This is a genomic window from Bacillus sp. AFS059628, assembly GCF_002571225.1.
Classification (GTDB): domain Bacteria; phylum Bacillota; class Bacilli; order Bacillales; family Bacillaceae_G; genus Bacillus_A.
In genome coordinates this window covers 53,337-68,673 of sequence record NZ_NVEC01000007.1, presented here as the reverse complement: position 1 = coordinate 68,673, position 15,337 = coordinate 53,337, and the positions used below count along the sequence as shown (strand labels likewise).

The following is a 15,337-nucleotide window of genomic DNA, read 5'->3' as shown; positions in this document are numbered from 1 at the left end:
GGCTACTGATTTCAGCAGCACAAGTGTTATAATAGCATATTGCTAGAACTGTTGCAATAGAAAATATATCAAGCCCTTATTTGCCTTCTTTAATCTGTTCTAGCCACTTCTTTTCTTGCTTAGACAATTCTCGTTCTTCTAGTAAATCCGGTCTACGCGTGTACGTACGACGCAACGATTCTTTATGTCGCCACTCATCAATATTTTTATGATTTCCTGACATTAATACATCGGGCACTTTCATACCACGAAAATCAGCTGGACGTGTATAATGAGGATGCTCTAATAAACCTGTACTAAACGAATCCTCGACTTGTGAAGCATGATTTCCTAGTACTCCTGGCAAGAGACGTACGACACTATCAGTTATAACCATAGAGGCTAACTCTCCACCCGTTAATACGTAGTCACCAATAGAAATCTCATCTGTCACGAGATGTTCACGAATTCTCTCGTCATATCCTTCATAATGTCCACATACAAAGATTAAATGTTCTTCTTCTGCAAGCTCTTCCGCTTTCTTTTGAGTAAATCTTTCACCCTGCGGACACATTAAGACAACTCTCGGCTTACGCTCTGTCTCTTTCGTTAAATCTTCTACAGCATCAAAAATAGGCTGAGGGGTTAATACCATCCCAGCGCCACCACCATACGGATAATCATCTACGCTATTATGCTTACTCGTTGTATAATCGCGGAAATTGACCACACGAAGCTCTACCGCTTCTTTTTCTTGTGCTTTCTTTAAAATTGAAGATCCAAACACACCTGTAAACATATCTGGAAACAATGTTAAAATGTCAATTTTCATTATAGCAGCCCTTCCATTACATGAATGGTTACTAATTTATTCTCAATGTTAACTTGAAGTACAACATCATCAATATAAGGAATTAACAGATCTTGACCTTTTGGACGTTTAATAACCCAAACATCATTTGCACCGGGAGATAAAATTTCTTTTATTGTCCCTAACGCTTCTCCTTCTTCCGTTACAACGTTGCAACCAATAATTTCATGATAGTAGTATTCACCTTCAGGTAGTTCGCCTAATTGATCTTCAGGCACTTTTAAAAGAGATCCTTTAAACTGTTCTACTTCATTTACATTCCCATATCCTTCAAATGTCAATAAATCAAATGTTTTATGTTGACGATGAGAAGTAATCTTTACTGGGAAAGGCTCTCCACCTTTTTCATTCGATATGTATAATGTATTTCCTACTTTATATCGCTCTTCTGGAAAATCAGTACGAGAAACTACACGAATTTCTCCTCTTACGCCATGAGTATTTACAATTTTCCCTACATTAAACCATTTTGTCATAAATAGTATTTCACCCCTGGTTTCTATATAAATTAAGCATCCCCATTTCACATATGGAACATGCAACTTCTCTTTAAATGTTAAAAAAGGGAGAGGAAATAACTCCTCGCCCTTTTTACGTTTATTGAATTTCCAGTGTTACTTTTTCATCATTATGATGTCCCACTGAATACAAGAGCATTCGAATTGCTTTCGCAACTTTGCCTTGCTTTCCAATGACTTTTCCAACATCCTCAGGATGTACAGTTAATCGATACTTTATCTCTCCGTTGTAAAGTTCCTGTGTAACTTTTACATCTTCAGGATAATCGACAAGAGGCTTGACAATCGTCTCGACTAACTTCTTCATAGTCATTGCCTCAATTACTTACCTTGTTTAGATAAGTGGAATTTCTCCATGATACCTTGGTTAGAGAATAAGTTACGAACTGTATCAGATGGTTTAGCACCATTTCCTAACCATTTTAATGCTGCTTCTTCGTTGATCTTAACTTCAGCTGGTTGAGCAACCGGATTGTAAGTACCGATTTCCTCAATGAAACGTCCGTCACGAGGAGAACGAGAATCTGCAACAACTACACGATAGAAAGGAGTTTTTTTAGCTCCCATACGTTTTAAACGAATTTTAACTGCCATTTATAAAGCACCTCCGAATTTATTTCACACAGATAATTATATTAGCAAAAAGACTATTGCTTTGTAAAGTATTTTTTCTTAACAGAGCCATCTTTTTTCCTTACATGAATGGAAACTTCAATCCACCTAGTCCTTTTTTCTTACCTTTTTGCATTCCAGTCATCGTTTTCATCATCTTTTTCATATCATCAAATTGCTTGATTAAACGATTGATTTCTTGTACCGTTGTACCGCTACCTTTGGCAATGCGCTTTTTGCGACTAGCATTGATTATTTCCGGTTGTTCTCGCTCTAATTTAGTCATAGAACGAATAATTGCCTCAATATGCCCAATTTGTTTTTCATCAACTTGTGCATTTTTCAGCCCTTTAATTTTATTTGCACCAGGAAGCATTCCTAACAATTCATCAAGCGGTCCAAGTTGACGCACTTGTCCAAGTTGTTCTAGGAAATCGTCAAGCGTAAACGAAAGTGTACGCATTTTTTGCTCAAGTTCTTTTGCTTTCTCTTCATCAACTGTAGCTTGCGCTTTTTCAATTAACGTTAAGACGTCTCCCATCCCTAAAATACGGGATGCCATACGTTCTGGATGGAACGCTTCAAGTGCATCTAGTTTTTCACCCATACCAGCAAATTTAATTGGTGTATTTGTAACAGCTTTAATAGATAATGCCGCACCACCGCGCGTATCACCATCTAGTTTTGTTAATACAACCCCAGTTAAACCTAACTGTTCATGGAAACTTTGTGCAACATTAACCGCGTCTTGTCCTGTCATCGCATCGACAACAAGGAAAATTTCATCCGGTTTCGCAACTTCTTTCACTTTCGCTAATTCATCCATTAGTTCTTCATCAATATGCAGGCGACCCGCTGTATCAATTAAAACATAATCGTGATGATCTTCTTTTGCTTTTGCAATCGCTTGTTTCGCAATTTCAACAGGACTTACTTGATCTCCTAAAGAGAATACAGGCATGTCCAATTGCTTCCCTAATGTTTCAAGCTGTTTAATCGCTGCAGGACGGTAAATATCCGCCGCAACAAGCATAGGTTTACGATTATGCTTTTTACGAAGCAAATTCGCAAGCTTACCTGTCGTCGTTGTTTTACCTGCACCTTGCAGACCAACCATCATAATAACAGTCGGTGGCTTATTAGCAACAGCAATTTTGCTTTGCTCTCCGCCCATAAGTTCTGTAAGTTCTTCCTGTACAACTTTAATTACTTGTTGTCCAGGTGTCAAACTTTTCATTACATCTTGTCCGACAGCACGTTCAGACACACGCTTTACAAAATCTTTTACTACTTTAAAGTTAACGTCCGCTTCTAAAAGAGCTAGACGAACTTCTCTCATCATTTCTTTCACATCGGCTTCAGAAACTTTTCCTTTGCCGCGGATTTTTTGCATTGTCTGTTGAAGTCGGTCGGCTAATCCTTCAAATGCCATATTGCCGCCCTCCTAATCTAATTTTTCGATAGCTTCAACAACTTGTTTCATTTCTTCATTCACATGCTCTTCTTCGCTGATTAGCTGTTTTAGCTTTGCAACAAGTCGCTGTCGCTCTTGAAACTTTTGAAGTAATACTAATTTTTCTTCATATTCTTCAAGCATCGCTTCAGTCCGTTTAATGTTATCATACACGGCTTGGCGACTTACATCAAATTCTTCCGCAATTTCACCAAGAGATAAATCATCTAGATAATAAAGCGACATATAACTTCTTTGTTTTTGCGTTAACAACGATTGATAAAAATCAAATAAATAGTTCATTCTCGTTGTTTTTTCGAGCATGTTGGATCATCCTTTGTTAAGTGATTTCCCTTTACATGAATTAGTTTACATGGAGTACAAAAGAGTGTCAAGTTTTTTTCTTAACATCACATATTTTTATAGAAAAAGAAGCGGAAAATACCGCTTCTTTCACTTATACTTCTTCTGTTTCTACTAAGTTCGCAAATAAACCATATACATATTGTTCTGGATCGAACTGTTGTAGATCATCCATTTGCTCCCCTAATCCAACAAATTTAACCGGTACATCCATTTCGTTACGGATCGCTAATACAATACCACCTTTAGCAGTCCCATCTAACTTCGTTAAAACAATACCAGTAACATTCGTTGCTTCACGGAATGTTTTCGCTTGACTTAAACCATTTTGTCCTGTTGTAGCATCAATAACAAGTAATACTTCATGAGGAGCTCCTGGTACTTCACGTTCAATTACACGCTTTACTTTCTCTAGCTCCTTCATTAAGTTCACTTTATTTTGTAAACGTCCTGCTGTATCGCATAGTAATACGTCTACGTTACGTGCTTTCGCAGCTTGTACAGCGTCATACATAACCGCTGCCGGATCAGACCCTGATCCTTGTTTAATCACTTCTACACCAACGCGATCGCCCCATACTTCCAATTGTTCAATCGCCCCAGCGCGGAATGTATCTCCTGCCGCCAATAAGACAGACTTACCTTCTGATTTAAACTTATGAGCCATCTTACCAATTGTTGTCGTTTTACCTACACCATTAACACCAACAAATAAAACAACTGTCAAGCCATCTTTTTGCATATTAACTTCATTAGTAAAATCGCTGTCGCCTTTATAAATTTCTATTAGTTTTTCCGAAATAACAGCTTGTACTTCTTTTGGATCTTGAATATTACGGCGTTGCACTTCTTCTTTCAATTGATCAATTAATTCCATCACCGTTGAAACGCCAACGTCTGCACCGATTAAAATTTCTTCTAATTCTTCGAAGAAATCTTCATCCACTTTACGGTAACGAAAGACTAGATCATTCACTTTATCCGCAAATGAATTTCTTGTTTTTTCTAATCCTTGTTTAAACTTCTCTGTTACCGTATCTGTTTGTTTCGAAATTTTTTCTTTTAGTTTTTTAAAAAAGCTCATACTGACCCATCCTTCCTATTTGCTTGCAACTAGTTCTTCTCCATCATCTAAACGAACCGAGACAAGTTTAGATACCCCTGACTCTTGCATTGTTACACCGTACAATACGTCAGACTCTTCCATTGTACCTTTTCTATGTGTAATTACAATAAACTGTGTCTCATCACTAAATTTCTTTAAATACTGGGCAAAACGGGCAACGTTCGCCTCATCAAGAGCAGCCTCTACCTCATCTAGTACACAGAATGGCACTGGGCGCACTTTTAAAATACCAAATAACAGCGCAATTGCTGTTAAAGCACGCTCTCCACCTGAAAGTAAACCTAAGTTTTGCAGTTTCTTCCCTGGCGGTTGCGCTACAATATCAATACCTGTATTTAATAAATCCTCTGGATTCGTCATGACTAAATCCGCTCTACCGCCTCCGAACAATTCAGAGAAGACCGATTGAAACTCCATTCGAATTCCTTCAAACGTAGTAGAAAAGCGTTTTTTCATTTCTTCATCCATTTCAGTAATAAGTTGATGCAATGTTGTTTTCGCTTCTTCTAGATCATCTTTTTGTTCTAGTAAGAATGTATGACGCTCTGCTACACGCTCATATTCATCAATTGCTCCTAAGTTTACTGTACCTAGCTCTTCAATAGATAATTTAATTAATTTCACCTTTTTACGTGCATCCTCGGCAGGCATCACCATTGTATACTTCAGTTTTGCCGCTTCAAATGAAATTGTATATGTTTCACGTAAATGTTGTAATCTATTTTCTAACTCTACATCAAGTCGGTTAATTTTCACCTCTTGATCTTTCAACATCTCAAGAATGTATTTATGTTTACCTGTGGTCTCTTTCAGATTACGCTCTAACTGTTCTACCCTCTCTTGTAACGATACACGTTGTTCACGACGAGAGCGAATTAACTCTGAAGTTTGATTACGATCGTATGCTTTCTTCTCAATCATATTCGTAATTTGCTCTTCACCACTTGAATTCGATGTCATTTCTTGTTTTAAGAATGCTAAGTCCTCTTTCGTTTTAACAAGCGTTGCATCTGTTTCTTCTTTTTCCTTCGTCAATCGTTCAACTTTTTCTTTTTGGTTAGATAAGCGTTGTTGCTTTTCAGCTGCTAACACTTTTAACTCTGTCATTTCTTTTTGAACTTTTTCTTTCGAAGAATGCTGCTCACTTTTTTGTTTTGTTAAAGCTGCAATGTTACTATCTAATTCCGTAATCTCCACTTGAAGGGTCGCTAAAATCTTTTCTAGCTCTTCTTTACGCCCTTGTATTTTCACTTGATCTTGTAAGAACCCTTCAATCTCTAAATCATAAATTGATAAACGATCATTAATACGATGTTCTTCTAATTCTAAGCGACTAATTTCTTCTCTTAATTTCTGTTCTTCTACACGCTCTACCTCTACGCTTTGTCTCAGTTCGCGTATTTGTACTTCTTTTTCTTGAATTTCTTGCTTTACTGCTTTAACAAAGTTTTCTAACTTCGTCGTTTTTTCTTCCATATCAGTTAACTTGTTTGTCCACTCTTCTAGCTCACGTTGACGTCCTAATAAAGAAGATTTCGCCTGTTTTACCGCTCCACCTGTCATAGAACCGCCAGGGTTCACTACATCACCTTCGATTGTTACAATGCGATAACGGTATTGTAGTTGTTTCGCCAACTCATTCGCCCCGCGTAAATCTTTTGCAACAATAACAGTACCCAACAAATTCGAAACTACATTTTCATATTTATTGTTATATTGCACAAGTTCTGCCGCCACACCTACAAACGATGGGTGCTGATTTACAATACGTAATTGCTCAAACGATAATGATCTACCTTTAATAACAGCTTGTGGTAAAAACGTTGCTCGTCCATGTTTATTTTGTTTTAAAAATGCAATAGCATTACGAGCATGCTCTTCTTTTTGTACGACAATATGCTGCATTGCTGCACCTAGAGCAATTTCCATTGCAACTTCATATTCTTTCGGTACCGTTAGCAGTTCTGCGACAGCACCCTCGATACCTTGCAACCTATTTTCTCTAGCTTTTAATACTTCACGTACCCCTTGATAGAAACCAGAGTAATCTTCTTGCATCTCTTCTAGCATTTCTTTTCGAGAACGTGCCTGTTGTACAAATTGATACGCTTGATACAGTTTTGTTTCATTTTCACTATACTGCACCTTGCATTTCCCAAGTGCCGCTTCTGTCTTTTGTATATTCAAAAGGATTCCAGCTACTTTTTCTTTCACTTGTTCATAACTTTCCACAAGTTTCGTCTTTTTCGATGTAATTTCCATACGCATTTCTACATATTTCGCATTTTCTTCATCAAGGCGTTCATTTTTAGAGTTTTGTTGTTTAGATTGTTCTTCAATCATAGATAATTCATTACGATGACTAGCTTGTTGATTTAAAAGTTCAATATAGTCACCTTTTAAATTCTCAATCTGTTCCTCTAAATTGTCAGCAAACGTTGCAAGTAATTGCTCATTATCATGCAATTTCGTCTCCAACTCTTTTACTTGATTTACAAATTGCATCAATACTTCTGTACTTGATTCTATTTCACCATCATAACTTGTAGCTTTCGCTGTTAATTCAACAATTAACTGTTCGAGTTGCGCACAATGCGTCGTTGCATTTTGCTTTCTCTCTTTTAATAGCTCACGTTGCCCTTCTAACTTTTCTAGTTCTTTACTAGAAAGAAGAAGTACTTCTTGCAAGGAATCTACAGACTCCTCTACTGCTTGTAATTGACCTCGTAACTCCTCTAGCTCTCCTTCACCTTTTTGTAAATGCGTTGACATTTTCGCTTCTTCGTTTTTATTATGCCCAAACTGATTTCGAAGCGCTTCCCATTTCTCATGTAATTCTTCAATTTCATGTACAATAAGCGCCGCTTCTACTTTCTCTAATTCTTCTTTTTTCTCAAGATAATCTTTCGCAATAGAAGCTTGTCTTTCTAAAGGTTCTACTTGACTACTTAATTCGTGAATTATATCTTGTACACGATTTAAGTTTTCTTGTGTATCTGCTAATTTCCCTTCAGCTTTCTTTTTACGAAGTTTGTATTTCAGCACTCCCGCTGCTTCTTCAAATACACCACGACGTTCTTCTGATTTACTACTTAAAATCTCTTCAACTTTCCCCTGGCTAATAATCGAAAAAGCTTCTCTTCCCATACCAGAGTCCATAAATAAGTCGATAATATCTTTCAATCTACATGATTGTTTATTAATATAAAAATCACTATCACCAGAACGAGATACACGACGCGTTACACACACCTCATTATATTCAATCGGTAAACGTTGATCCTCATTATTTAAAGTTATCGTTACTTCAGCAACATTAACTGCTCTTCTCGTATCACTGCCTGCAAAAATAATATCTTCCATCTTTGCACCACGTAATGATTTTGCCGATTGTTCACCAAGTACCCAGCGAATAGCATCAGTAATATTACTTTTCCCGCTTCCATTAGGTCCTACTACAGACGTTACACCTGGGACAAAATCAACAGATACACGCTCAGCAAAAGACTTAAATCCTGCTATTTCTAATCTTTTTAAAAACACGAAAGGCCTTCCTCCTATTCTCCGTTGCTATTAATGTTGTTTATACAAAAACAAACGATTATACGATTACATTCCCTTACATTTACAAACGAAAGGAAAGTTTCATTCTATACACAAGGAATCCCCCTCATTCAAAGGGGGATTCCTTATAGTTGTTCTTTTAACTTTTTCAACGCTTCTGCAGCAGCTTGTTGCTCTGCTTCTTTTTTCGACTTGCCACTACCAAGACCTAAAGCCACGTTATTTAACGTAACACGTGACACAAATTCTCGATTGTGAGCCGGTCCTTTTTCTTGCAAAATTTGATACTCAATATTGCCACTACCATCACGCTGAATCAACTCTTGTAATTGACTCTTATAATCCATCACATGAGAAAAAGCACCTTCATTAATTTTAGGGTATACAATTTCTTTTAAGAAGCCCCATACTGTTTCTAGCCCTTGATCAAGATAAAGGGCACCAATAAACGCTTCAAAGACATCCGCTAATAAAGCTGGTCGTTCACGTCCGCCTGTCATTTCCTCACCTTTTCCTAATAAAACAAGGCTACCAAATGACAACTCGTTTGCAAAACGAACAAGAGATGGTTCACATACAATAGCTGCACGTAGTTTTGTTAACTCCCCTTCGCTCATTGTCGGATATTTTTGAAACAGATACTGCGATACAGTAAGTTCCAATACTGCATCTCCAAGGAATTCGAGACGCTCATTGTCTTCATGCGGTTTTTTTCGATGCTCATTCACATACGATGAATGCGTAAATGCTTGAATCAATAATTTTTCATCTGTAAACGTAATACCTATCTTTTCTTGAAATACTTTAAACGCTTCACGATATTTTGTTTCGTATTTTTTTTCTCTATATTTACGGTACGGCATAGGTCCCTCCAGATATAAGCCGAGAAGCCCCGCTAAAAAACGGGACTTCATTCAAGCATTATAGATGACTCTCTATGTAAGTCACAGCATCGCCAACAGTAGCAATCTTTTCAGCATCTTCATCAGAAATTTCCATTTCGAATTCGTCTTCTAATTGCATTACAAGTTCTACTACATCTAGGGAGTCTGCTCCTAAATCTTCCTTGAAGCTTGCAGCTGGTACTACTTCTGTTTCTTCTACTCCTAAACGATCAACGATGATTTTTGTTACACGCTCTAAAACATCTGCCATTCCATTCACCTCCCCTCAAATATTATATTAAATATTGTCCAAAAAAACTAGCTGAAATCGATTCTTTTATTACATTACCATACCGCCATCAACATTTAACGTTTGACCTGTAATATATTTGCTTTGATCAGAAGCAAAAAATGTTACAGCATTTGCGATATCTTGCGCCTCACCAAACTGAGCTGCAGGAATTAATTTTAACATTTCAGCTTTTATATTTTCATCTAATACGTCTGTCATATCTGTCGCAATAAATCCAGGAGCAATTGCATTTACAGTAATATTACGGCTCGCTAACTCTTTTGCTGATGTTTTTGTTAATCCAATTACACCCGCTTTAGCAGCAACATAGTTTGCTTGTCCTGGGTTTCCCGTTACTCCGACAACAGAAGCGATATTTACAATACGTCCATGACGTTGACGCATCATATATCGAGATACTGCCTTTGTACATAAGAATACACCTTTTAGGTTTGTATTAATAACTGTATCCCATTCTTCTTCTTTCATACGCATTAATAAATTATCTTTTGTTACACCTGCATTATTCACAAGAATATCAACTTGTCCAAATGCATCTACAGTTTGTTTCACCATAGTTGTAACGTCTTCAGCATTTGCAACATCTGCTCTTACTGCAATTGCATCCGAACCTAATTTCTTTATTTCATCAACTACTTCATTTGCCTTTTGCTCGTTACCAGCATAATTTACTACAACATTTGCACCTTGTTTCGCTAAATCAATCGCAATTGCACGACCGATTCCACGTGAAGCACCCGTTACTAATGCTACTTTCCCTTTTAACATCAGTTTTCTCCTCTCAAATTCGAAATGGTATCTTGTAATGTCTCTTCATCATATATCGCGTATGCTTTCACTGATGAATCAATTGACTTCATAAGTCCAGCAAGTACTTTCCCAGGTCCAATCTCAATAAATGTATCTACCCCTTGACTCACCATGTATTCAATAGATGGGTACCATAAGACAGGCGAATAGAGCTGCTCGATTAGCTTTTCTTGAATATGCGCACCACTTGTAATAACGTCTGCCGTTACATTTGCGATAACCGGAATATTCGTATCTTGAATTGTAATTTCATTTAAGACACTTTGGAATTTCTCCGCTGCTGGCTTCATAAGCGAAGAGTGGAACGGTCCACTTACCTTAAGCGGAACAGCTCTCTTTGCACCATTTTCTTTCGCTCTTTGAGAAGCAATCTCGACTCCTTGCTTCGTTCCAGAAATCACAATTTGCTTCGTACTATTCATATTAGCAATTTGTACTGCATATCCTTCACTTGTTACTTCTTCTGTAACTTGTTTCAGCATATGTGGATCAGCACCTAAAATAGCCGCCATTGCACCTTCTCCGCCAGGAACAGCTTCTTCCATATATTCCCCACGTTTCCTTACAGCATATACTGCCTCTTCAAAAGTTATTGCACCCGCCGCTACAAGAGCGCTATATTCACCTAAACTATGCCCTGCGACAAAGTCTGGTGTAATATCATACTCTTTTAAAGCTGTCAAAATAGCAAAACTCGTTGTTAATAAAGCCGGTTGCGCATTTGTCGTTAACGTAAGCTTGTCTTGCGGCCCTTCAAAAATCACTTCCGAAAGTGAATCTTGCAATACCTCATCTGCTTTTGCAAATACATTTGCAACCTCTTTATTATTCTCTGCTAACTGTTTACCCATTCCAACTGCCTGTGAACCTTGGCCCGGAAAAAGAAATGCTAGTTTTCCCATTTCAAATCCTCCTCTTATTGGAGTGGCTCTTTCTCCATTACGCTTGAAATAGTAGGAATAACTTCTTTCGCTACCATTTCTCTCGTCTGACGAATCGCACTAAATATCGATTGGTCATTGGAAGAACCGTGAGCCTTAATGACAGGAGCCTTCAATCCAAATAATGCCGCTCCTCCATACTCCGAATAATCCATTTTATCTTTTAATACCATAAGTTTTGGCTTTAATACCGCTGCTGCTAATTTGCTCGTAAACGAGCTCATTAACTGTTCTTTTAACATAGAGAATAATGCAAGCGCTGTTCCTTCTAATGATTTCAGTGCTACATTCCCTGTAAAACCATCACATACTACAACATCTGCTACACCTTGCAATAAATCTCTTGATTCAACGTTCCCAACGAAATTAATTGGGGCATCCTTAAGCATTGCAAAGACTTGTTTTGAAAGCTCGTTACCTTTGCCATCTTCTGTTCCAACGTTTAAAAGTCCAACGCGAGGATTTTTAATTCCTCTTACTTTCTCAGCATATACAGATCCCATTACTGCATATTGATATAAATGAATTGGTTTTGCATCAACGTTCGCTCCAACATCTAACATAACAAAACCTTCTCCATCAACAGTTGGCATTGTAGGGGATAAAGCTGGTCGCTCAATTCCTTCCATACGACCTACAACAAACAATCCAGCCGCCATTAAAGCTCCTGTGCTACCAGCTGATATACAAGCATCCGCTACACCGTCTTTCACTTGCTGTGCTGCTAGTACCATTGAAGCTTGTTTTTTTCGACGAACCGCTCTTACTGGTTCATCTGTCGATTCTATTTTTTCCTCTGTATGAAGTATAGTAATTCGTTCTTCACTCGTTAAGTATTGACGAATTTCCTCTTCTTTCCCTACTAACGTAATATGTAAATCAGAATATTCCTTAATAGCTTTCATTGCTCCTAGTACGACAGCCTTTGGAGCATGATCGCCGCCCATTGCATCTATTGCGATTTTCATAAGTTGTTACCTTCCTCACTATAATTACTAGATCGATACATTTCAAAAGTGCCTGTGAAAACAAGTTCTTCTCCAACAAAGCTACGCACTTTGACAACCGTCCGTCCTTTATCATTCTCTACATCTTCAACGCGCGCTTTCGCAACGACACGCTCTCCTAATTTTACAGGACGAATGTACCGAATGGTAGACTTTGCAGTTAATGCTAATTCTTCATCAATAACTGCAACAGCTAGTGAGTTTGCTTGTGCAAACAAATGATGCCCACGAGCAATTTGATTTCTTTTAAATACGTGTTCTACCTTCACTTCAAAAATAGAAATCGCATGTCTATCTAATTCTATATCGATAATTTCTCCGACAACCTCTTCTAACGGTAAAGATTTCACATCTTCTTCATGTTGCTTTGTAGCTACATGTTTAATTCTTTCTCTTAATTCAGGAATAGATAATTCCATACGATCAAGACGTACGGTTTGTATACTCACCTGAAATTTTTCTGCTAAATCTTCATCCGTAATAAAAGGATTCGTTTCTATAGTTTGTTGTAATAATTCTTGTCTTTCTTTTTTACTTCTTCTTTTTTTCATACCGCACCATCCATTTTTATGACTAGGTACTAACAGTAGTATATAATCATTAAAAGTAGAATGCAACAAAAACTTTCGTTGCCTCCCTTTAATCGAGCTTCTCTCCCTGGAACACACCTGTCCCGTCAAGATACTTACGCAGCGACGCATATTGATCATTATGCCAAAATGCTTCTGAATCTACTAGTAACGCCGCATCTTGTCTAGCTGTTTCTAACGCTCGATAATCATGTACCATATCAGCAACCTTGAATTCTGGTAAACCACTTTGCTTACTTCCAAAGAAATCTCCAGGACCTCTTAACTCTAAATCTTTTTCTGACAATACAAATCCATCATTCGTTTCGGTCATAATACGCATTCGCTCTTTTCCTGTTTCCGATTTCGGATCTGCGATTAATAAACAATACGATTGTTCACTACCACGACCAACACGCCCTCTCAGCTGATGCAGCTGCGATAAACCGAAACGCTCGGCGTCATAAATAACCATTACAGTCGCATTCGGTACGTTCACACCTACTTCAACAACTGTTGTCGATACAAGAATTTGCACGTTATTTTCACTAAATTGCCCCATTATCTCTTCTTTTTCCTGAGATGATAATCTTCCATGCATTAATCCGACTTGACATTTCCCTTGATAATGATGAGTCAACATACTATGTAAGTCGATTGCATTTTGTACATCCAGTTTCTCAGATTCTTCAATAAGAGGACAAATAACATATGCTTGTCTTCCTTTTTTTATCTCTTTCTCTACAAAACCTAGAACACGGTCTAACATATCATGTTTTGCCCAGTATGTTTCAATTACCTTCCTACCAGCTGGCATCTCATCGATTATAGAAACATCCATCTCCCCAAATGCGGTAATTGCTAGCGTACGCGGAATTGGTGTTGCTGTCATAAATAATACGTCTGGACTTTCACCTTTCTCCCTTAAAACTCGTCGCTGCGCTACACCAAATCGATGTTGTTCATCAGTAATCACGAGACCTAACCTATGAAAAATAACTTCATCTTGAATTAAAGCATGTGTTCCAACAAGGATATCTATTTCTCCTTGCTCTAATTTCGCCAAAATCTCTCGACGTCTCGCGCCTTTAACTGAACTTGTTAATAATTCAACTTTCATACCAAAGTGCGAGAACGTCTCTGCGAGCGATTGATAATGTTGTTCTGCTAAAATTTCTGTAGGAACCATTAAAGCACCTTGATAATGTGCTAATTTCGCTGCATAAAGACCAATTGCTGCAACCACCGTTTTACCAGAACCTACATCACCTTGCAACAGACGATTCATTCGATAAGGAGATGTCATATCTTTCATAATTTCATCCACAACACGGCGTTGCGCGCCAGTTAACGGAAACGGAAGTGCATCGATAAACTCTTGCAATTCTGCTGAAGGAATTTCTTTTTTCGTCCCTTTCGAATTTTCTCTCTCCATTTTCCGTAATGTTTGCATTTTAAGCTGGAATAAGAAAAACTCCTCATATACAAAACGGCGACGCGCTTGCTTTAAATCTTCCTGTCCTGCCGGAAAATGCAACGCCCGAAGCGCTTCATAACGTGGCAACAATTTATATCGACTTAGCAATCCATCAGGCAACACTTCGACTATAGAATCTCCGTACTCCTTTAGCGCTTGTGCAATAAAACGGCGCATCTGTTTCACTGTAAGCTTCCCTTTCACTGAGTATACCGGTTCTACTTCTTGTTGACGTACAACTGGTCCAAAGTGAAGTTCTGATACTGCAATCGTTTGACGATGCTGATCCCATTTACCAGTAATCGTTACCGTTTCATCTAAAGTTAACTTCTGCTTATAGTACGGCCTATTAAAACATACAGCTGTAATTAAATAGCGACCAACGAGGACACGAACCGTAAGACGCGATTTTTTCTTCCCATAATATTGTAATAAAGGAGCACTATGAACTTTCCCCTCAACTGTTACACGTTCATCATGCTTTACTTCAGCAAGATCTTTCATCGCATAATCTTCATAACGGTACGGAAAATGCTCTAATAGATGAGAAACTGTATAAATTCCCATCTCGTGTAGTAATTCAGATGTTTCTCCTCCGATTCCCTTTACATCCGTAACAGGAACTTGTACAACTTCATTCAAGATTCTCACGCTCCGTCACATTATTTTCTTTCATTCATTATCCATTAACGCGATTAACATCTGTAATCGCTCTCTTTCACCTTATATATTCTATCATAGGCATTCTAAGAGAAACTACTCAAATCCCTCATAAGCAACACGAAAGAAAAGAGCCTCACTATTAGCAGCAAGGCTCTTTTTTATCTACAATATGCTAGCCTTTTGAATA

At 37.9% G+C, this 15,337-nt stretch carries 15 protein-coding genes; all 15 read right to left on the bottom strand.

Translation table 11 applies throughout. The annotated features are described in order from the left end of the window. Positions 1 to 76: 76 nt before the first annotated feature. The 15 genes from trmD to recG all read right to left on the bottom strand — a co-directional run bounded on the left by trmD (position 77) and on the right by recG (position 15,129). On the bottom strand, positions 77 to 811 hold the full coding sequence (trmD, locus tag COL05_RS04425; protein ID WP_000686892.1) for a tRNA (guanosine(37)-N1)-methyltransferase TrmD: 735 nt from the start codon (positions 809 to 811) through the stop codon (positions 77 to 79). Continuing rightward, positions 811 to 1,326: a ribosome maturation factor RimM gene (gene rimM / locus COL05_RS04420; protein WP_098667729.1), complete on the bottom strand. Its 516-nt coding sequence runs from the start codon at positions 1,324 to 1,326 to the stop codon at positions 811 to 813. The genes trmD and rimM overlap by 1 nt, the downstream gene beginning before the upstream one ends. Positions 1,327 to 1,447: 121 nt before the next feature. Then, positions 1,448 to 1,675 carry a KH domain-containing protein gene (locus tag COL05_RS04415; protein WP_048530518.1) on the bottom strand — a complete coding sequence of 76 codons (228 nt, stop codon included), beginning with the start codon at positions 1,673 to 1,675 and terminating at the stop codon, positions 1,448 to 1,450. A 14-nt stretch (positions 1,676 to 1,689) separates the two neighbouring features. Then, positions 1,690 to 1,962, bottom strand: coding sequence for a 30S ribosomal protein S16 (gene rpsP / locus COL05_RS04410; protein ID WP_000268750.1), 273 nt, complete (start codon positions 1,960 to 1,962; stop codon positions 1,690 to 1,692). Between the two features lie 100 nt (positions 1,963 to 2,062). After that, positions 2,063 to 3,412, bottom strand: a complete 1,350-nt coding sequence (ffh, locus tag COL05_RS04405; protein ID WP_000863461.1) for a signal recognition particle protein — start codon at positions 3,410 to 3,412, stop codon at positions 2,063 to 2,065. Between the two features lie 12 nt (positions 3,413 to 3,424). Further along, positions 3,425 to 3,757, bottom strand: coding sequence for a putative DNA-binding protein (locus COL05_RS04400; protein ID WP_000891062.1), 333 nt, complete (start codon positions 3,755 to 3,757; stop codon positions 3,425 to 3,427). Between the two features lie 133 nt (positions 3,758 to 3,890). After that, complete coding sequence (gene ftsY, locus COL05_RS04395; protein WP_098667728.1) at positions 3,891 to 4,880, bottom strand: signal recognition particle-docking protein FtsY; 990 nt, start codon at positions 4,878 to 4,880, stop codon at positions 3,891 to 3,893. A gap of 15 nt (positions 4,881 to 4,895) precedes the next feature. Next, on the bottom strand, positions 4,896 to 8,465 hold the full coding sequence (gene smc, locus COL05_RS04390) for a chromosome segregation protein SMC (RefSeq protein WP_098667727.1): 3,570 nt from the start codon (positions 8,463 to 8,465) through the stop codon (positions 4,896 to 4,898). Between the two features lie 146 nt (positions 8,466 to 8,611). After that, positions 8,612 to 9,349: a ribonuclease III gene (gene rncS / locus COL05_RS04385; RefSeq protein ID WP_001146876.1), complete on the bottom strand. Its 738-nt coding sequence runs from the start codon at positions 9,347 to 9,349 to the stop codon at positions 8,612 to 8,614. 58 nt (positions 9,350 to 9,407) lie between these two features. Then, positions 9,408 to 9,641, bottom strand: coding sequence for an acyl carrier protein (acpP, locus tag COL05_RS04380; protein WP_000786062.1), 234 nt, complete (start codon positions 9,639 to 9,641; stop codon positions 9,408 to 9,410). 69 nt (positions 9,642 to 9,710) lie between these two features. Next, complete coding sequence (gene fabG / locus COL05_RS04375) at positions 9,711 to 10,451, bottom strand: 3-oxoacyl-[acyl-carrier-protein] reductase (RefSeq protein ID WP_016718306.1); 741 nt, start codon at positions 10,449 to 10,451, stop codon at positions 9,711 to 9,713. Continuing rightward, complete coding sequence (fabD, locus tag COL05_RS04370) at positions 10,451 to 11,395, bottom strand: ACP S-malonyltransferase (RefSeq protein WP_098667726.1); 945 nt, start codon at positions 11,393 to 11,395, stop codon at positions 10,451 to 10,453. The genes fabG and fabD overlap by 1 nt, the downstream gene beginning before the upstream one ends. A gap of 14 nt (positions 11,396 to 11,409) precedes the next feature. Beyond that, entirely contained in the window at positions 11,410 to 12,402 is a 993-nt protein-coding gene (gene plsX / locus COL05_RS04365) for a phosphate acyltransferase PlsX (RefSeq protein ID WP_098667725.1), read from the bottom strand. Beyond that, positions 12,399 to 12,992 (bottom strand): transcription factor FapR, encoded by a 594-nt coding sequence (fapR, locus tag COL05_RS04360; protein WP_000747352.1) that lies wholly within the window; start codon positions 12,990 to 12,992, stop codon positions 12,399 to 12,401. The genes plsX and fapR overlap by 4 nt, the downstream gene beginning before the upstream one ends. 88 nt (positions 12,993 to 13,080) lie before the next feature. Then, a complete protein-coding gene (gene recG, locus COL05_RS04355) occupies positions 13,081 to 15,129 on the bottom strand; it encodes an ATP-dependent DNA helicase RecG (protein ID WP_098667724.1) in 2,049 nt (682 codons plus the stop codon). Between the last annotated feature and the right edge of the window lie 208 nt (positions 15,130 to 15,337).